This is a genomic window from Streptomyces sp. NPDC046977, from assembly GCF_040644455.1.
Taxonomy (GTDB): Bacteria; Actinomycetota; Actinomycetes; order Streptomycetales; family Streptomycetaceae; genus Actinacidiphila.
Genome location: NZ_JBEYWO010000022.1, coordinates 23,108 through 41,562, shown reverse-complemented (window position 1 = coordinate 41,562; position 18,455 = coordinate 23,108). Strand labels below are relative to the sequence as shown.

Below are 18,455 nucleotides of genomic sequence, written 5' to 3'. Positions count from 1 at the left end.
TGCTCCGGAAGCGCGCCGCCCCGGGTCCGCGGGGAACCCGGGGCGGTCGCGGACGGTTTCCGTCAGCCGGCGAGCTTCGCCAGCGCAGCGTCGACGCGGGCCAGGGTGCGGTCGCGGCCGAGCACTTCGAGCGACTCGAAGAGCGGCAGGCCGACGGTGCGGCCGGTGACGGCGACCCGGACGGGTGCCTGGGCCTTGCCGAGCTTGAGGCCGTGGGTCTCGCCCGCGGCGAGGACGGCGGCCTTCAGGGCCTCGGCGTTCCAGTCGGCGGCGGCGAGGTTCTCCCGGGCGGTGGTGAGCAGCGCGGTGGCGGCCGCCGGGTCCTTCATCGCCTTCTGCCAGGACGCCTCGTCCTCCACCGGCACGTCGAGGAAGAGGAAGTCGACGTTCTCGGTGATCTCCGAGAGCACGGTCAGCCGCGTCTGGGCGTGCGGCGCGATCGCCTCGAAGGCCGCCTGGTCGAACGCCTCGGGCGTCCAGGGCGCGAACGGGGCCTTCAGCCACGGGCCGCATGCCTCGGTGAACGTCTTCGCGTCCAGCAGGCGGATGTGGTCGGCGTTGATCGCCTCGGCCTTCTTCAGGTCGAAGCGCGCCGGGTTGGCGTTGACCGCGTCGATGTCGAAGGCGGCCACCATCTCCTCGACGGAGAAGACGTCCCGGTCGGCGGAGAGCGACCAGCCCAGGAGCGACAGGTAGTTGAGCAAGCCCTCGGGGAGGAAGCCGCGCTCCCGGTAGAGGTTGAGGGAGGACTCCGGGTCGCGCTTGGAGAGCTTCTTGTTGCCCTCGCCCATGACGTACGGCAGGTGGCCGAACTGCGGGGTCGTGCCGTTGCCGACGCCGAGTTCGGCGAGCGCCTTGTAAAGCGCGATCTGCCGCGGGGTGGAGGACAGCAGGTCCTCGCCGCGCAGCACGTGGGTGATCTCCATCAGCGCGTCGTCGACCGGGTTGACCAGCGTGTAGAGCGGGGCGCCGTTGGCCCGGACGATGCCGTAGTCGGGCACGTTCTCCGGGGTGAAGGTCAGCTCGCCGCGCACCAGGTCGGTGAAGGTGATCGGCTCGTCGGGCATGCGGAAGCGGACGATGGGCTCGCGGCCCTCGCGCTCGTACGCGTCGATCTGCTCGGCGGACAGGGCGCGGCAGTGGCCGTCGTAGCCGGAGGGGCGGCCGGCGGCGCGGGCGGCGTCGCGGCGCTCGTCGAGCTCCTCGGTGGTGCAGTAGCACTTGTAGGCGTGGCCCGACTCCAGCAGCCTGGCGGCCACGTCCCGGTAGATGTCCATGCGCTGCGACTGGCGGTACGGCGCGTGCGGGCCGCCGACCTCGGGGCCCTCGTCCCAGTCGAAGCCGAGCCAGCGCATGGCCTCCAGCAGCTGCTCGTACGACTCCTCGGAGTCGCGGGCGGCGTCGGTGTCCTCGATGCGGAAGACCAGGCTGCCCTGGTGGTGGCGGGCGAACGCCCAGTTGAACAGGGCGGTGCGGACCAGGCCCACGTGGGGGTTGCCGGTCGGCGACGGGCAGAAACGTACGCGTACGGGTGCTGCGCTAGTCACGCTTGATCACCTTGTTGGTGAGAGTGCCGATGCCTTCGATGGTGACGGCGACCTCGTCGCCGACGTGGAGCGGTCCGACCCCGGCCGGGGTGCCGGTGAGGACGACGTCGCCGGGGAGCAGGGTCATCGCCTCGGAGATGTGGACGATCAGGTCCTCGACGGAGCGGATCATCTGGCTGGTGCGCCCGGCCTGCCGCAGCTCGCCGTTGACGGTCGCGGTGACGGCGAGGTCGCCGGCCGCGGCGAGGTCGAGCCCGGTCTCGATCCACGGGCCGATGGGGCACGAGGAGTCGAAGCCCTTGGCGCGGGCCCACTGCTTCTCGGCCTTCTGGGCGTCGCGGGCGGTGACGTCGTTGGCGCAGGTGTAGCCGAGGATCACGTCCTGGACCCGTTCGCGGGGCACCTCGCGGCAGAGCCGGCCGATCACCACGGCGAGCTCGGCCTCGTAGTGCACCTCCTGCGAGAAGGAGGGGTAGGCGATCGGGTCGCCCGGGCCGATCACCGAGGTGGACGGCTTGAAGAAGGCGACCGGCACCTCGGGTACCTCGTTGCCCAGTTCCGCGGCGTGCTCGGCGTAGTTGCGGCCGATGCCGACGACCTTGCTGGGCAGTACGGGCGGCAGCAGCCGCACCTTGCTCAGCGGCACCTTGGTGCCGGAGCGCTCGTACTCGGCGAACGGGATGCCCTTGATGATGTCGAGGACGAGTCCGTCCGGGACGGACTCGTCGCCCTCGACGACGCCGAAGGCGACATTGCCGTCGATGGAGAACCTGGCGATGCGCACGGGAAGCAACTCACCTCACTGGCCGGAGACTGACGCTCCAGGTTATCCCGGGGGTGCCGCGCCCTCCCGTCCGGCGAGCCGGGGCCTCAGCCCGCGGGCTGCTCCTTGAGGTCGTTCAGGACCGTGCGGCGCGGGTTGGCGGTCTGCCGCGGCAGGATGACGACAGGGGCCTCGCCCTCGACGGCCGGTGCGACCTCGGCGGTCCGCGTGTCCTCGGCGTCCGTGAGGTGCGCGAGGGTGGTGCGACGCGGATTGGCTATGGGACGCATGATCATGGTCGTCTTCATGGGGCGGTCAGAACCTCGTGGAGTCCGGGCGCCCTGCCGGGCGCGGGTTGACGTAGTACACGGTGGTGTCAAACGTCAATCTATCTGGCGGGCATTCCCCTTTCCGGGTGACCGACACGGGCACACCCCTGTGATTTTGCTCACCAAGTGATCGACAAGAAGGGCGAATCGGACGGCGACCCGATGTCCGTGAACCCGACATCACGGATGATCCACGCCAATTGCACCCGGCGGCCGGTGGCCCTCTCGTGCAGGCAGAGGCCCATGAGCCCCCGGGGGCGCCCGAATTGACCGTGCCCGCCCGAATGCGGCCGGACACCGCGTGACGCGCCCGGTGCGCTGAGTCACGTATTCCACTCGATACCTGACGGGCCTTGTTGGAGGTCCGGCACTGTGCTGGAATTCCCCGGACCGCCGTATCAACAGACGCCGGCGCGCAAGGGGGAGCGTGCGAACGCCGAGCGGCGGCGGCCAACGGGTACCTGCCGGGGAGGGCGGGACTCCACAAACTCGACACCGTCCTGCCGCCCGCGCGGGGGACGCCTGGTCCAGAGGTTGCGACGCTAGTGCAGGGACGTTTCAAGAGGGATGGCGGCGCTGCGGGCGACCCGGAGCAGCGCGGTGGGGCCGACACCGGCCCCGCCCGCCGGGAGGACACCGCAGACGTCGGAACCGCGGGCGCGGAGAGCGGCGCCACGCCGGAGAGCGGTGTGCGCTCGGGCCCCAAACACGGCTCCCGAATAGCCATGCGGAACTGGCGCATCAGCACGCGCCTGGTGTCGCTGCTCGCGCTACCGGTGGTCGCCGCGACCACCCTGGGTGCCCTGCGCATCCAGGGCTCGCTGGAGAACGTGAAGCAGCTGGACGCGATGACGTCCCTGACCGACCTGACGGAGCAGGCGACCAAGCTCGCCGCCGCGCTCCAGAACGAACGGGACGTCTCGGCAGGTCCGCTGTCCAGCACTCCCCGCGACGAGAACGACGACGACATCGTCGCCGCCCAGGAGAACACCAAGCTGGCCCGCCAGGCCTTCGTCGCCGCGGAGGAGGGTGTCGACCCCGATCTCACGGGTGTCCAAGCCTCGCTCTCACAGATCCACCGTCAGCTCGGCTCTCTGCAGGGCATCCGCGAGCGCGCCTACGAGCAGAGCGGGTTCATCGCCTCGACGGTCAGTGATTACGACGGCCTGATCCAGTCGCTGATCGACCTCTCCCAGGAGATGGCCGAGGCGACCGGTAGCACCGACATGATCGCCAGTACCCGTGCGCTGGCGGCGTTCTCCGCCGCCAAGGAGTACGAGTCGATCCAGCGCGCCACGGTCAGTGCCGCGCTCGCCGACGGCAAGAAGCTGAGCCCCAACGACTGGCGCTTCGTGAAGGACGCAGTTACTTCGGAGCGCACCGCCCTCGAGCAGTTCCGCCAGATCTACGGCCGGCAGAAGTCCGGGCCCCTCCTCACCGGCCTCGAGCAGGGCAACCAGGCGATCCAATCGCACGACACCGACGCCGACCGTATCGCGTCGGCCGAAGAAGGCATCCAGAGCTTCGAGGGTTCCTACCTCGACTGGGACGACGCCGCGAAGACCAAGCTCGACACGATGAAGGCCATCGAGCAGCACCTCCTCGAGGAGATGCAGCAGAAGGCCCTGACACTGCGCAACGAGGCCCAGCAAGAGGCGATCATCAGCGGTGCGCTGATCCTCCTCGTGCTCGGCATCTCGGTCGTCGGCGCCTTCGTCGTCGCCCGCTCCATGGTCCGCTCGCTGCGCCGCCTGCAGGACACCGCTCAGGAAGTCGCCCAGAAGCGGCTGCCCGAGCTGGTCAAGCAGCTCTCCGAGTCCGACCCGCAGGACGTGGACACCTCGGTCGAGTCGATCGGCATCCACACCCGCGACGAGATCGGCCAGGTGGCCCGCGCGTTCGACGAGGTCCACCGCGAGGCGGTCCGTCTCGCCGCCGAGCAGGCGCTGCTGCGAGGGAACGTCAACGCGATGTTCACCAACCTCTCGCGCCGCAGCCAGGGCCTGATCCAGCGTCAGCTGAGCCTGATCTCCGAACTGGAGTCCCGCGAGGCCGACCCGGACCAGCTGTCCAGCCTCTTCAAGCTCGACCACCTCGCGACCCGTATGCGCCGGAACGGCGAAAACCTCCTCGTCCTCGCGGGCGAGGAGCCCGGCCGCCGGTGGACCCGCCCGGTCCCGCTGGTCGACGTCCTGCGCGCCGCGGCCTCCGAGGTGGAGCAGTACGAGCGCATCGAGCTCACGTCGGTGCCGGGCGTGGAAGTCACCGGCCGCGTCGTCAACGACCTCGTCCACCTGCTCGCAGAGCTGCTGGAGAACGCGACCTCGTTCTCCTCGCCGCAGACCAAGGTCCGGGTCACCGGTCACGCGCTGCCCGACGGGCGCGTGCTGATCGAGATCCACGACACCGGCATCGGCCTCTCCCCGGAGGACCTCGCCGACATCAACGAGCGGCTCGCCAACCCGCCGACGGTGGACGTCTCCGTCTCCCGCCGCATGGGTCTGTTCGTGGTCGGCCGCCTGTCCCTGCGACACGGCATCCGCATCCAGCTGCGTCCGTCCGACTCGGGCGGCACCACGGCGCTCGTCATGCTCCCGGTCGACGTCACCCAGGGCGGCGCCAAGCCGCAGCCCGGTGCCGCCGGCAACCGCGGCCAGCAGCCGGGCGGTCCCGGTCCGGGCGCGGCGGTGGGCGCCGGTGCGCAGGCCGCCGGTGTCGGCCGCGCGCCGCAGCGCGGCCAGGTGCCCGGTTCCGCTCAGCGGCCGGCGCTCAACTCGGGCCCCGGCGGCCCGGGTCAGGCCCCGCAGGGCGGGCGCCCCGGAGCTCCCGCGGCACCGCAGCGTTCCAACCCGAGCTGGGCGAACGAGCAGCAGGGCCAGGGCGGCCAGGGCCGCCCGCAGCGGCAGTCCACTCCGCCGCAGCCCACGCAACAGCCGCACGCTCCGCAGTTCCCGGCCGCACCGCAGCCGGTCGGCGCCGCTCCCGGCGGCCCGGCGGCGGACATGCCGCGCGGCCACGAGGACCTGGAGAGCACGGCGCAGTTCGAGCGCCCGGACTTCAACACGATCCCGCACACGGCTCCGCAGCGCGGCACCATGAGTTCCGCCTTCGGCCGGCAGCAGCCCCAGCAACCCGCGCAGTACCAGCAGGACCAGAACCAGCAGCAGTACCAGCAGGAGCAGCCGCAGCAGTACGGGCAGGAAGCCCAGCAGCCGCAGTACCAGCAGGACCTGTACCAGCAGGAGCAGTACCAGCAGCCGCAGTACCAGCAGGACCAGAACCAGCAGCCGCAGCAGCCGCCGCAGACGGGCACCTTCACCCGCAGCGACGTCTTCCAGCGTCCGCAGGCCCAGATGCCGCAGGCCCCGATGCCCCAGGCCCCGATGCCGCAGGCGCCCATGCCTCCGGCCCCGCAGGCCCAGCGTCAGCGCGGTCCGGCCGCCGGTCAGCAGCAGCGGCCCGCCGAGCAGCGGCACCCGCTGCCGGCCGCGTCCGAGCCGATGGCCCTGCCGCCGGCCCCGGTCCGTGCGGACGAGTCCAGCCCGATCTTCGACTCCCTCGAGTCGGACTGGTTCCGCACCGGCCGTGCCGAGCGCATGCAGCAAGTGCACGTCGAGCAGGGCCCGGTGGCCCCGCAGCAGAACGGCAGCGGTCCGCTCTCCGGCGGTGCCCCGACCCGTCCGCCGCAGCGCCCGCAGCAGCCGCCGCGGCAGCAGCACCCGCAGCAGCCGCAGCAACCGCCGCAGCGGGTCCGCGCCGAGCAGCCCCAGACCCAGCAGGTCCCGCCGCCGCCCCGTCGTGAGCCCGCCGCCTGGCGCAGCTCGCCCAACGACGAGGTCTGGCAGCGGGCCGGCCAGGTCCGTGAGCCCTCCGCCGGTGGGGTCACCCCCTCCGGCCTCCCCCGCCGGGTGCCGCGCGCGAACCTCGTGCCCGGTTCCGGTACGACCCAGCAAGCCCCCCAGGGTGGTCCGCAGGTTTCCCGGGCCCCCGACGACGTGCGCGGACGCCTGACCAACCTCCGGCGCGGTATTCAGCAAGGCCGCCAGGCCGGTACGGGCACGACCGACGGCCGCGGCTTTGGCACCACTCACCAGCAGGAGCGTTAGTTGAGCCAGATGAGCCAGGCGGCACAGAATCTGAACTGGTTGATCACCAACTTCGTGGACAACACCCCCGGGGTGTCCCACACGGTGGTGGTCTCCGCCGACGGCCTGCTGCTGGCGATGTCCGAGGGTTTCCCCCGGGACCGCGCCGATCAGCTGGCGGCCGTGGCCTCCGGTCTGACCTCGCTGACCGCGGGTGCGTCCCGCATCTTCGAGGGCGGCAACGTCAATCAGACGGTGGTGGAGATGGAGCGCGGCTTCCTCCTCCTGATGACGATCTCCGACGGATCCTCGCTGTGCGTTCTCGCGCACCCCGAGTGCGACATCGGCCTCGTCGGCTACGAGATGGCGCTGCTCGTCGACCGGGCGGGCGCCGTCCTCACCCCCGATCTGCGCGCTGAACTCCAAGGCAGTCTGATGGGCTGAGCTCGTGCGAGCCCGGCCGACAACCGCCCCATGACAAGAGAACCGCGTCCGCTCTTATCCGGAGGACCTTCATGACACCGCCGCCTGCCTCGCCCGGCCCGTACGGCGCGCCCCACCATGCGCCGTACGGGGGCGAAGGCGACCAGCCGCTGGTGCGGCCGTACGCCATGACCGGTGGTCGCACCCGGCCGCGCTACCAGCTCGCCATCGAGGCGCTGGTGAGCACCACTGCCGAGCCGGGTGCCTACCAGGGGATGCTCCCCGAACACCAGCGCATCTGCCACCTGTGCCTGGAGATCAAGTCGGTCGCCGAGATCTCCGCACTGCTGGCGATTCCGCTGGGGGTGGCCCGGATCCTGGTGGCCGACCTGGCTGAGGCCGGGATGGTCGCCATCCACCAGCCGAGCAGCGGCGAGGCCGGCGGACAGCCTGATGTGACACTGCTCGAAAGGGTGCTCAGTGGACTTCGCAAGCTCTAGGCCGGGGCAGCAGGCGGCGTACGGTGCGCCGCCCGCGGCCCGTGCCACCACCTCGGCGAAGATCGTGGTGGCCGGTGGCTTCGGCGTGGGCAAGACCACGTTTGTCGGAGCGGTCTCGGAGATCAACCCGCTCCGCACGGAGGCCGTGATGACCTCCGCGTCCGCGGGTGTCGACGACCTGACCCACGTGGCCGACAAGACGACCACGACCGTGGCGATGGACTTCGGCCGTATCACGCTCGACGACGACCTGATCCTGTACCTGTTCGGTACGCCGGGTCAGGACCGCTTCTGGTTCATGTGGGACGACCTCGTGCGCGGCGCCATCGGCGCGGTCGTGCTGGTCGACACCCGCCGGCTGGCGGACTGCTTCCCGGCCGTGGACTACTTCGAGAACAGCGGTCTGCCCTTCGTCATCGCGCTCAACGGGTTCGACGGCCACCAGCCGTACACGCCCGACGAGGTGCGCGAGGCACTTCAGATCGGCCCCGAGGCGCCGATCATCACCACCGACGCGCGGCATCGCGCGGAGGCGAAGAGCGCGTTGATCACGCTCGTGGAACACGCATTGCTCGCTCGCCTCAAGTAAGCACTCCAGCTTGCCACTTCGGGTACGGACCGGCTGTGTCTTTTGACATGGCCGGTCCTTCTGTTCATAACGTTTCGACCGCGAATCGGAACATCTCGAACACCGCCCGCGCCCGACCGGCTTCACTGCGCATACATCACCCTGCTGAAATGCCACCGCTTTTTGCTTATGCCCCTTTTAACAAGCGCGTGATCATGGGTTCGGCATCGCCGCCGGAGGTTTGTGGAGCACCCCCATGACGTGCTGGAATTCATCGAAACCCGAGAGTAGGAACGACGCCGCCGGCGTCGTCGCCGAGAGGTTGTTGGTCGAGTGAGGAACACGAGGCGCGCAGAGCCGGGTCCCGCGGACCACCCGCGTGGCAATTTCACCCCGCCCGCGCGACACGGCACGGTGCAGACCGAGACCGCTCCCGAGATCACGGAGCCGGTCGCCGCGTCGGGCAGCCGCTTTGCCATGCGCAACTGGCGGGTGGCCACCCGCCTGAACGTCATCCTCCTCATCCCGGTGCTCGTCGCCCTGGTCTTCGGCGGCTTCCGGGTGCAGACGGCCGTGCAGACCTGGCAGGACGCCGACGACGCGGTGCGGACCGCACGCGCCGTCCGGGCCGCGGTGGACTACGCCAATGCCGTGTTGAACGAGCGCGACGTCAGCGTGGTTCCCCTGCTCCAGGGCGACAAGGAGAACAAGACCGTGGTGGCGGCGCGTGCCGCCACCGACGCGGCCGCCGCCGCCTTCGACGCCACGGTGCGCGAGCTGCCCGCGGACGAACGCCTCGAACGCCGTGTCGCCAATATCCGCCTGGGCGAGAAGGTCCTGCCGAAGCTGCGCGAGACCGCGTTCACGCGGCAGCTGCCCGGTGTGCAGACCGAGGAGAAGTACGTCGAGATCCAGCACCCGCTGATGGAGCTGGCGAACGAACTCGGTTTTGGAACCAGCAGCGTCGCCTCCTACGGACGCACGCTGTACGCGATCGAGCTCGCCAAGGCCGCCGAGTCGCTGACCCGTTCCATCGGCACCCACCTGCTGGTCGAGGACCGCACCAAGCTGGCCCCCGAGGAGCGCCAGACCCAGCTCACCTCCTTCGCCTCGTACGCCTACCTCCAGCAGGTCGCCGAGGCGGAGTACCAGGGCGGCGGCACGGCGGCCGACTACCAGCGGCTCCAGGACGAGCAGGCCGCTGCCCGCAAGAAGGGCGCGGAGCAGGCCACGCAGGCCGCGCAGGCGGCCAAGGACGCCGGCCGGACCTTCGTCGCCCCGCCCGAGATCAAGCAGATGATCGGGCTGATCGCCTCCGGCCAGGACCCCAAGAGCCTCGCGGCCCAGGGCATCACGCCGCAGAGCTGGTTCGGCGCCACCACGCTGGGCTTCGAGGCGTACCAGAACGTCGAGAAGCACCTGGCCGACCAGGCGCTGCAGGATTCCAGCGACATCGCCGACAGCGCCCGTATCGAGGCCATCGTCAACTCCGCCATCGTGCTGGTCGCCCTGATCATCGCCTTCATCGTGGCGGCGATGATGGCCCGCTCGATGAGCAACAGCATGCGGCGGCTGCGCACCTCCGCCTTCGAGGTCGCCGAGCAGCGGCTGCCGGCCCTGGTCGACCAGCTGTCCAGGACCGACCCCGGCAAGATCGACACCCGGGTCGAGCCCATCCCGATCAACTCCAACGACGAGATCGGCGAGGTCGCCCGCGCCTTCGACCAGATCCACCGCGAGGCCGTGCGGCTCGCCGCCGAGCAGGCGCTGCTCCGCGGCAACGTCAACGCGATCTTCACCAACCTCTCCCGCCGCAACCAGGGCCTCATCCAGCGCCAGCTGACGCTGATCACGGACCTGGAGAACAACGAGGGCGACCCGGACCAGCTGGAGAGCCTGTTCAAGCTGGACCACCTCGCGACCCGCATGCGCCGCAACGGCGAGAACCTCCTGGTCCTCGCCGGCGAGGAGCCGGGCCGCCGGTGGAACCAGCCGGTCCCGCTGGTCGACGTGCTGCGCGCCGCGGCCTCCGAGGTGGAGGCGTACGCGCGTATCGAGCTGGTCGGCATTCCGGAGACGGACATCCACGGCACCGCCGTGACCGACCTCGTGCACCTGCTGGCCGAGCTGCTGGAGAACGCCACGACGTTCTCGTCGCCGCAGACCAGGGTCCGCGTCACCGCGACCCGGCTGCCCGACGGCCGTGTGATGGTCGAGATCCACGACAAGGGCATCGGCCTCACGGCCGAGGACTTCGCGGACATCAACCACAAGCTGGCCGACCCGCCCACGGTCGACGCCTCGATCTCCAAGCGCATGGGCCTGTTCGTGGTCGGCCGCCTCGCCGACCGGCACGGCATCCGCGTGCAGCTGCGCCCCTCGGGCGAGCAGGCGGGCACCACGTCGCTGGTCATGCTCCCCGAGCCCATCACCCACGGTGGCGGCGGCGAGGAGATACCGCTGGAGGACGACTTCACGGTGTCCCGGATGATGCCGGAGACCGAGACCGAGTCCTTCGCCGCGTACGGGCCGACCGCCGCCGAGCTCGGCTTCGACGACTCCCGCTACGAGCGCGCGGAGGCGCCGGGCGACGCCCGCGCGCTGGACCCGGTCGGCCGCTCCCTGAAGCGCGGCGAGCGCCGCGCCCAGCTGGAGGCCGCGGCCAACGACCGCGGCGAGCGCCCGCTGTTCCGCGACGAGGCCGCCGGGCAGCAGGAGGCCTTCGACGGCTTCGAGACCCCGGCCGCCGCGGAATCCTTCCCGCAGGAATCCTTCTCCCAGGACGCCTTCGCGCAGGAGGCCTTCGCGCAGCCCGGGTTCGACGCACAGGGATTCCCGGCGCAGCCCCTCCCGGAGCAGCAGGGCTTCGCCGAGCAGCACGGCTACGACACGCAGGCCGCGCCCTTCCAGGAGCCCTCGTACACCGACGGCGGCTTCCCGGCCCCGGCACCCGAGTACGACGCCGCCCAGGCCGGCTACGGCCAGGACGGCTGGCAGCAGCAGAACGGCTACGCGCAGGACGGCTGGAGCGCCCAGCAGCCCGCGCAGCAGCAGGAGATGTCCCAGGCCACGGCCTACCCCGAGGCGCCTGCGACCGATTCCGCCACTGCCGCCCCCTTCGAGGCCCCGGAGCGCGTAGGCTTCGACGGGCCGGGACCGTCCTCAGGCCCGCTGCACACGACCGTGACGGACGCGGGCCTGCCGCGCCGCGACCGCGGCCGGCAGCAGTCCGGACCGTCGGTGCCGGCCCAGTCGGAGCCCCAGCCGGCGAACGGCTTCCCCACGCAGCCGGCGCCCGCGACGCCGGCCGGGACGCCGGACCTGTCGGCGGAGTCCCCCGACTGGCGTTCCACGAACGACGAGAACTGGCAGCGGGCCGAACAGGCCCGCAAGCCCAAGGCCGGCGGGGTCACCCCCTCCGGCCTGCCCCGGCGGGTCCCCAAGGCCAACCTGGTCCCGGGCACCGCACAGCAGACTCCGCAGGGCGGCCCCATGGTCTCCCGAGCACCCGAGGACGTCCGCGGCCGACTGAGCAATCTGCGGCGCGGTGTCCAGCAGGGGCGTACTGCGGGAACTGACACGAACGGCCAGGGCTTCGGCCCCAAGCACCAGGAGCGTTAGTTGAGTCCGATGAGCCAGGCGGCACAGAACCTGAACTGGTTGATCACCAGTTTCGTGGACCAGACCCCAGGGGTCTCCCATACGGTTGTGGTCTCTGCCGACGGCCTGCTGCTGGCGATGTCCGAAGGGTTCCCGCGGGACCGCGCGGACCAGCTGGCCGCGGTGGCCTCGGGGCTGACCTCGCTGACCGCGGGGGCCTCGCGGATCTTCGAGGGCGGCCATGTGAACCAGACCGTCGTGGAGATGGAGCGCGGCTTCCTCTTCATCATGTCCGTCTCCGACGGATCCTCGCTGGCCGTGCTCGCGCACCCCGAGTGCGACATCGGCCTCGTGGGCTACGAGATGGCCCTGCTGGTGGACCGGGCGGGCAATGTGCTCACCCCCGATCTGCGCGCGGAACTGCAGGGCAGCCTGCTCAACTAACGGACAGGCATGCGAGCGCGTCCGGGGACCCGTAGGGTTCTCGGACGCGCTACCCAGCTGGAGGAGGAACCGTGGCAACGCCCCCAGGCGGAGATCAGTACGGCAATCACCAACAGCAGCCGCCCCTCAAGCGGTTCAACTTCCCCTCGGCGCCCACCCCGGAGCCACCCCCCGCCTTCGGCGGAGGGACCCAGGACCCGGGCGGCAGGCCGTCGCATCGGCAGCCGAGGATCCAGCCGTACGAACCCCCGCAGGCACCGTCACCGCGCACGGCCCCGGCCGGACGCACCTCCCCGTCCGGGCTGGTCCGCCCGTACGCGATGACCGGTGGCCGCACCCGGCCGCGCTACCAGCTCGCCCTCGAGGCACTGGTCAGCACGACCGCGGAGGCGTCACAACTGCGGGGGCAGTTGCCGGAGCACCAGCGGATCTGCATCCTCTGCCGGGAGATCAAGTCGGTCGCGGAGATCTCCGCGCTTCTCTCCATCCCCCTCGGCGTCGCCCGAATCCTCGTCGCCGACCTGGCGGAGGCCGGTCTCGTCGCCATTCACCAGCCCGGTGGCGACGATGCCTCGGGCGGACAGCCAGACGTGACACTGCTCGAAAGGGTGCTCAGTGGACTTCGCAAGCTCTAGCGGTCCAGCTCGCTCAACCACCTCGGCGAAGATCGTGGTGGCGGGCGGCTTCGGCGTGGGCAAGACCACGTTCGTCGGTGCCGTATCGGAGATCAACCCGCTGCGTACCGAAGCCGTGATGACCTCCGCCTCGGCGGGCATCGACGACCTGACCCACGCGCCGGACAAGACCACGACCACCGTGGCCATGGACTTCGGCCGTATCACGCTGGACGAGGACCTGATCCTGTACCTGTTCGGTACGCCGGGTCAGGACCGCTTCTGGTTCATGTGGGACGACCTGGTGCGCGGCGCCATCGGCGCGGTCGTCCTGGTGGACACCCGCCGGCTGGCCGACTGCTTCCCGGCCGTGGACTACTTCGAGAACAGCGGGCTGCCCTTCGTCATCGCCCTCAACGGCTTCGACGGACACCAGCCGTACAACCCGGAGGAGGTCCGGGAGGCGCTGCAGATCGGCCCCGAGGCCCCCATCATCACCACCGACGCCCGCCACCGCGGCGAGGCGAAGAGCGCGCTCATCACGCTGGTGGAGCACGCGCTGATGGCGCGGCTGCGGTAACGGCGGATCCGCACGACGCGAAAGGCCCCGCACGGCGAGTGCGGGGCCTTCGCGTTTGTGCCATGTTTGTCGTGCAACTGCCACGCCCCGCACGGCGTTTGATAGAAGTGGAACGCAAGAGGCGCTTCTGCGCGCCTGAGCCGACGGGGGTGGCCCATGGGTGTCGTGCTGCCGGACGAACTGGCGTGGCTCCTCGACCTGATCGGCATCATGTGGCCGAACGTCGACGAGGACGACTACCGCGAAATGGCGACGGCCCTGCGGGAGTTCGCCGACGACGTGGACCACGGCGGGGGCGGCCTGCACGAGGCGGTCGCGGGCCTGCTCGGGGCGACCGAGGGCCCCGCGGTGGACGCCTTCAACTCCCACTGGAACAAGGTCGGTTCCCACCTGGGCAATCTGGCGGATGCCGGACGGCTGGGCGCCACCGCGCTCGACGGGGTGGCCCTCGTCGTCGAGGGTGCCAAGATCGCCGCCGTGGTGCAGCTCGGCATCCTGGCCGCCGAGGTGATCGCCGCCCAGGCCGCCGCGCCCTTCACGCTCGGTCTGTCCGAACTCGGCGCCGCCGGGGCCACCCAGGCGACCCGGCTCATCGTCAAACGCCTGTTCAAGGAGGCCGCCCAGCAGGCCCTGGACCAGGTGATCGGGCTGGCGACCGGGCCGGTGTACGCGGCACTCGGCACCATGGCCGGCGACCTGGCCATCCAGCTCGGCGCCAACGCCCTCGGCATCCAGCACGGCGTCGACCTCGGCCGTGCGGCCGACGCCGGCAAGGGCGGCTTCGAGCAGGGCGTCGAGGACTCCCGGCACCAGCTCACCGGGGCCAAGGACGGCAGCTTCGTACTGGCCTCCGCCGGTGGCGGCTCCGGGGGCGGCGGCTCCGGCAGCGGGGGCAGCGACGGGGCCGGCAGCGGTCAGATCCGTCACGACGAGAGCGCGTACGCCGACTTCGACACCCAGGTCGACAGCCACGGCCAGGACATGCGGTCCCGCGGCAGCGAGCGGATCCGGCGCGCCCACGAACGCCACGCCCGGGTCAAGGGCAAGGGCGGGGAACTCACGCAGGCCGCCGAGCAGTTCATCGAGACCCTGGTCAACGGTGTCCGCACCGGCCTGGACAACGCCACCGGGCACATCACCGGCGACATGCGGCGCGGCGTCCGGCAGATGCACAAGAACCACAAGGACAACGACGACCGCACCGCGGCCGACCTGGAGGGCCTGCACAAGGTCCACTCCATGGAACAGCTGCGCAAGACCGGGGACAAGACGCCGGTCTACCTGGTCGACGACGCCGGGAGGATCCACCAGATCTCCCCCGACGGGAAGAAGATCCACGTCGACAGCCTCCCCTCGGACCGGAACACGGACGCGCCGCTCGACCGCGACGTCCCCGACCAGGAGGGGCCGCGCAAGCACTCCACCGCCGTCGTCTCAGGCGACGACGAACTGTCCCGGGCGACCCAGCTGGCCCGGCACATCCAGAACGACTACAAGGGCAAGAACTACGCGGCGTTCCGCTACAGCGACGGGCAGAACGACTTCATCCTCGTCGGCCGGAGCGGGGGTCCGCACTCCGAGCGCGTGCTCGGCGTCCCCCTCATCAACAGCGGCATGCAGCACCAAGTGGTGGACGGCTACAGCGAACGCGCGCCCTGCCGGACGCTGAACCGGTACTGCGGCGAGTGGCTGCACAAGTACTACCCGGACACGGACATGTCGCACAGCTTCGAGTACGGGGAGGACGCCACGTGGGAGACCACGGGCGACAAGAAGGCGGACAACGAGGCCCGCAACGCGGCGTTGCGCGCCTCCCAGGCGGACGGCAACAAGGAGATGAGACGGTACCTGAGCCTGCTCCACCGAGCCCGCTAGCATGAGCCCGCACGACCGCCCGCCCGGATCCGTCGAACAGGAATCACCGTGATCGCCCCCGTGACCCCCGCCCTCCTCGCCGAGGTCTTCGCCCCGGAGACGATCGTGCGCGTCCCCCTCGACCGGCAGGGGGACCTGCTCGTCCACCAGGACACGGCGCGCTTCCTGGCCGAGGTGGGCCTGCCCCGGGCCGAGGGGCTGCTCTTCGAGCTCCGCGAGGACCTGGCGGACGGACTGACGCCGCTGTCGGCGCACCGCGACGTCGAACGGCTGGTGGACTTCGAGGGCTTCACCCCCGACCTGCGCGGCTGGCCGCACCTGGGCCGGGCGTTCTCCAGCGACGTGGTGCTCGACGGGAGGACCGGGGCGGTCCACGCGGTCAACCTCGACACCCGCCGGATCGAGAAGGTCCACACCGACCTCTCCGGCATGGCCTACGGCATGTACCTCCTGGAGCGCCGCCGGCCGGACTACGACCCCCCGGAGGAGTTCCCGGAGATCGACGACCTGATCGCCGTCGCCGAGGAGATCAGGGAAGCCCTCTCGCAGGTCGACCCGGTTCCGTACGCCGACGGCGACGGGGTCTGGGAGACCGTCCACGACGAGGTCTCCGGAGGGATGTGGTGACGCTCGCCGAACGGCTCCGCGAACGGTTCGGCGAGGCCGGGCTGCGCCGGGTGGACGAGCACGTCCTGCCGCTCCAGGTGGGGCCCTACTTCCGGACGGACCCCGCGGACCCGGTCGCCCTCGGCGCGTACGCCGCGTCCGTCGAACGCCCGCTGCGACAGCCGGAGTTCGAGGCCTGGAGCAGGCTCGGGGACGACCGGGGGTACGAGATCTGCGCCGGCGCCGGGGGGACCGTGCACGCGGTGCTGCTCGGCTGGACCGAACCGTCGCGGTTCGTCTCCTCCTCACCGGAGTCCTTCGCGGCAGGACTTCTCGAACTCGACCTCGCGCTGGGCGCGATCGCCGCGGCGGACGAACCGGCCGCGGCGTCCGAGGTCTTCCGGCGGCTGGAGGAGCGGCTGCGCGCGGCGGACGCCGAGGCGTTCGCGGACCGCGAGAACTGGTGGCCGCTGGTGCTGGACGACATCCGGGACACCGCGAGCGCGCAGTGGTTCGCCGCGATGGAGGTGGCGGACGCGACCGGGGAGAAGAAGATCTTCACCCAGGCGAGCGCCGTGTGCCTGCACCCGGAGGAGCGGCTGTGGTCCTCGCTGCAGGCGGCGGGTGTCCAGCCGGAGCAGGTGACGCGCATCCACACCGACCTGGAGGCGTGCTTCATGCCGGGCCACTACTGCTCGATGTGGCTGGGCCGGGTCTTCCCCGGCGCGGGGCTGACCCATGAGTTCCCCTACGGCGAGACCGCCGCGTCACGGGCGGAGGGCCTGCGCCGGTTGCGCGAGAGCGCGGACGCATGACCGCGCCGGACGGGGCGGGCCCGCCACCGCTGGACGCCGGACTGGCCCCGGCCGGACAGGAGCTGACCGGCTGGGCGCGCGACCGGGCCGCCCCGCGGCTCTGCCTGCTCACCGGTGCCCGGGGGGCGGGCAAGAGCCGGCTGCTGGCCTGGTACGTCACCGGCACCGCCCCGGATCCGGCGCTGCGCGTCCACGCGCTCGTCCCCGCGGCCGGGCTCACGGCCGAGGTCTTCGCCTGGGAGCTGGGACGGCAGCTGGGGTACGGCGCGGTCGGCGCCCCGGACATCCTGCTGAGACTGGCCCGCGACACCCGGCCGGTGCTGCTGGCCGCCGCCGATCTGCACCGGGCGGCCGGAACGGCTCCCCAGGAGATCGTGCGCGGCCTGCTGGAACCACTGCTCGCGCTCCCCCATGTACGGCTGCTGGCGGAGGTGGCCGGCAGCGGTGCGCCCGCCTGGACGCTGCCGTGCCGCACGGTCGCCGTGACCGGCTCCGGGACCGCGCCCGAACCGGTCGACGCCGGCGCGGAGTCGGAGCGCATGCTCGCGGCCGTCCCCCTCGGCCCTGCGGGCACGCCCGACTGGGAGCGGGCCCCCGACGCCGTCCGGTCCCGCGTCCTGGAGCTCGCCCTGGCGGGTGGCACGGCCGCGCGCCTCACCGGCGACCCCGGCTTCCTCGTGCACGGTCCCGCCCCCTCGATCACCGCCGCCCTGGCCGACCCCCGCACACCGGCGCCCCGCGGGCTGCGGGCGGTGTGGCGGCGGGCGGCCCCCGCGTTGACCGCGCTCGGCCTCACCGGGCCCGAGCGCGCCGCCGTCCTCCACACGGCCGCACTGGCCGAGGACCCGAAACTGGCCGCGTACCTCGAACCCCTGGCCCGCCTGCACTCCTGGACCGCCCGGTGGGTCGCCGGCGGGCCGGCGACGGCCCTGGCACCCGGCGGGGGCGGGCTGCTCGTGGCCGACCCGGTGGGCCGGCTGGCCGTGCTGGACCCCGCGACCGGCGCGGTCCTCTCCCGCCTCCCGCTCGACGCCGCCCTGCGTCCGGCGGGCATCGCGCCGGCCGCGGGCGGCGGTCTGCTGCTCCTCGACGCGGACGAGACCCTGCACACGGCGGGCCCGATGTCCAACGCCCTGTCCCGGGTGGCCGACGTGCACAACACCGCGCGGACGCCGCCCACCGCGGTCGCCGCCCACGGCAGCCGCGTCGCCGTGGGGGACGCCGACGGCCGTGTGCACGTGTGGGACGCCACGGCCCACGACCGCGGCCCGGTCACCCGCAGGCTGCACCCGGCGCCCCTCACGGCGGTGGCCCTCGTCGACGCCGCCGGTCTCGCCCTGTGCCTGAGCGGTGGGGCGGACGGCACGCTGCGGCTGTGGGAGACGGGCGGCGACCCGATGCCAGAGCCCGTCGACCGCCGCGAGGCCGTCGTGACGTCGCTCGCGGCCGCCGACACCCCCTCGGGGCCCGTGGCCGCCGCCGCCTGGTCCGACGGCGAGGTGCACCTGTGGGACCTGCCGGCGGGCACCCGGCGTGCGGTGGTGCCCCCGTACCGTGCGGAAGCGCTCGCGCTCTCCGGCGACGGCACCCTGTTCGTGGCCGGCACCGCGGGCGTCGCCGCGCTCGGCACCTCCCCCACGGCGTCCTGAACCCGGAAACGACGGTGGCGCGGCACCCCGGGGGGTGCCGCGCCACCGTCGTGAACG

15 protein-coding genes are annotated in these 18,455 nt (G+C 71.8%); 12 read left to right on the top strand and 3 right to left on the bottom strand.

Going from position 1 to position 18,455, the window contains the following annotated elements; all coding sequences use genetic code 11:
- Positions 1–62: 62 nt before the first annotated feature.
- The 3 genes from gltX to ABZ883_RS28720 all read right to left on the bottom strand — a co-directional run bounded on the left by gltX (position 63) and on the right by ABZ883_RS28720 (position 2,618).
- Positions 63–1,547, bottom strand: coding sequence for a glutamate--tRNA ligase (gene gltX / locus ABZ883_RS28730; RefSeq protein WP_360911095.1), 1,485 nt, complete (start codon positions 1,545–1,547; stop codon positions 63–65).
- Complete coding sequence (locus ABZ883_RS28725) at positions 1,540–2,331, bottom strand: fumarylacetoacetate hydrolase family protein (RefSeq protein WP_360911093.1); 792 nt, start codon at positions 2,329–2,331, stop codon at positions 1,540–1,542. Before ABZ883_RS28725 ends, gltX begins: the two co-directional genes overlap by 8 nt.
- 86 nt (positions 2,332–2,417) lie before the next feature.
- Positions 2,418–2,618, bottom strand: coding sequence for a hypothetical protein (locus ABZ883_RS28720; RefSeq protein WP_360911091.1), 201 nt, complete (start codon positions 2,616–2,618; stop codon positions 2,418–2,420).
- A gap of 566 nt (positions 2,619–3,184) precedes the next feature.
- On the opposite strand from ABZ883_RS28720, the gene ABZ883_RS28715 reads away from it, so the two are divergent.
- From ABZ883_RS28715 to ABZ883_RS28660, 12 genes are all read left to right on the top strand, one after another.
- On the top strand, positions 3,185–6,745 hold the full coding sequence (locus ABZ883_RS28715; protein ID WP_360911089.1) for a nitrate- and nitrite sensing domain-containing protein: 3,561 nt from the start codon (positions 3,185–3,187) through the stop codon (positions 6,743–6,745).
- A 9-nt stretch (positions 6,746–6,754) separates the two neighbouring features.
- On the top strand, positions 6,755–7,168 hold the full coding sequence (locus ABZ883_RS28710; RefSeq protein ID WP_319660047.1) for a roadblock/LC7 domain-containing protein: 414 nt from the start codon (positions 6,755–6,757) through the stop codon (positions 7,166–7,168).
- A gap of 71 nt (positions 7,169–7,239) precedes the next feature.
- On the top strand, positions 7,240–7,647 hold the full coding sequence (locus ABZ883_RS28705; protein ID WP_319659775.1) for a DUF742 domain-containing protein: 408 nt from the start codon (positions 7,240–7,242) through the stop codon (positions 7,645–7,647).
- Positions 7,628–8,236: an ATP/GTP-binding protein gene (locus ABZ883_RS28700; RefSeq protein WP_319659776.1), complete on the top strand. Its 609-nt coding sequence runs from the start codon at positions 7,628–7,630 to the stop codon at positions 8,234–8,236. Before ABZ883_RS28705 ends, ABZ883_RS28700 begins: the two co-directional genes overlap by 20 nt.
- Before the next feature lie 456 nt (positions 8,237–8,692).
- Positions 8,693–11,836, top strand: coding sequence for a nitrate- and nitrite sensing domain-containing protein (locus ABZ883_RS28695; RefSeq protein WP_360911323.1), 3,144 nt, complete (start codon positions 8,693–8,695; stop codon positions 11,834–11,836).
- A gap of 9 nt (positions 11,837–11,845) precedes the next feature.
- Positions 11,846–12,259 carry a roadblock/LC7 domain-containing protein gene (locus ABZ883_RS28690; protein WP_018562059.1) on the top strand — a complete coding sequence of 138 codons (414 nt, stop codon included), beginning with the start codon at positions 11,846–11,848 and terminating at the stop codon, positions 12,257–12,259.
- Between the two features lie 71 nt (positions 12,260–12,330).
- Complete coding sequence (locus ABZ883_RS28685; RefSeq protein WP_360911086.1) at positions 12,331–12,894, top strand: DUF742 domain-containing protein; 564 nt, start codon at positions 12,331–12,333, stop codon at positions 12,892–12,894.
- Positions 12,875–13,453 carry an ATP/GTP-binding protein gene (locus ABZ883_RS28680; RefSeq protein ID WP_360911084.1) on the top strand — a complete coding sequence of 193 codons (579 nt, stop codon included), beginning with the start codon at positions 12,875–12,877 and terminating at the stop codon, positions 13,451–13,453. The genes ABZ883_RS28685 and ABZ883_RS28680 overlap by 20 nt, the downstream gene beginning before the upstream one ends.
- A gap of 156 nt (positions 13,454–13,609) precedes the next feature.
- Positions 13,610–15,328 (top strand): nucleic acid/nucleotide deaminase domain-containing protein, encoded by a 1,719-nt coding sequence (locus tag ABZ883_RS28675; RefSeq protein ID WP_360911082.1) that lies wholly within the window; start codon positions 13,610–13,612, stop codon positions 15,326–15,328.
- Between the two features lie 48 nt (positions 15,329–15,376).
- On the top strand, positions 15,377–15,955 hold the full coding sequence (locus tag ABZ883_RS28670) for an SUKH-4 family immunity protein (RefSeq protein ID WP_360911080.1): 579 nt from the start codon (positions 15,377–15,379) through the stop codon (positions 15,953–15,955).
- Positions 15,952–16,749 (top strand): nucleic acid/nucleotide deaminase domain-containing protein, encoded by a 798-nt coding sequence (locus ABZ883_RS28665; RefSeq protein WP_360911078.1) that lies wholly within the window; start codon positions 15,952–15,954, stop codon positions 16,747–16,749. Before ABZ883_RS28670 ends, ABZ883_RS28665 begins: the two co-directional genes overlap by 4 nt.
- Complete coding sequence (locus ABZ883_RS28660) at positions 16,746–18,398, top strand: hypothetical protein (RefSeq protein WP_360911076.1); 1,653 nt, start codon at positions 16,746–16,748, stop codon at positions 18,396–18,398. Before ABZ883_RS28665 ends, ABZ883_RS28660 begins: the two co-directional genes overlap by 4 nt.
- Positions 18,399–18,455 lie beyond the last annotated feature (57 nt).

Bases quoted from the DNA above. Each gene is read 5' to 3' on its own strand.
- ABZ883_RS28705 (WP_319659775.1), top strand. From the start codon at position 7,240: ATGACACCGCCGCCTGCCTCGCCCGGCCCGTACGGCGCGCCCCACCAT.
- ABZ883_RS28675 (WP_360911082.1), top strand. From the start codon at position 13,610: ATGGGTGTCGTGCTGCCGGACGAACTGGCGTGGCTCCTCGACCTGATC.
- ABZ883_RS28720 (WP_360911091.1), bottom strand. From the start codon at position 2,618: ATGAAGACGACCATGATCATGCGTCCCATAGCCAATCCGCGTCGCACC.
- ABZ883_RS28695 (WP_360911323.1), top strand. From the start codon at position 8,693: ATGCGCAACTGGCGGGTGGCCACCCGCCTGAACGTCATCCTCCTCATC.
- ABZ883_RS28690 (WP_018562059.1), top strand. From the start codon at position 11,846: ATGAGCCAGGCGGCACAGAACCTGAACTGGTTGATCACCAGTTTCGTG.
- ABZ883_RS28710 (WP_319660047.1), top strand. From the start codon at position 6,755: ATGAGCCAGGCGGCACAGAATCTGAACTGGTTGATCACCAACTTCGTG.
- ABZ883_RS28660 (WP_360911076.1), top strand. From the start codon at position 16,746: ATGACCGCGCCGGACGGGGCGGGCCCGCCACCGCTGGACGCCGGACTG.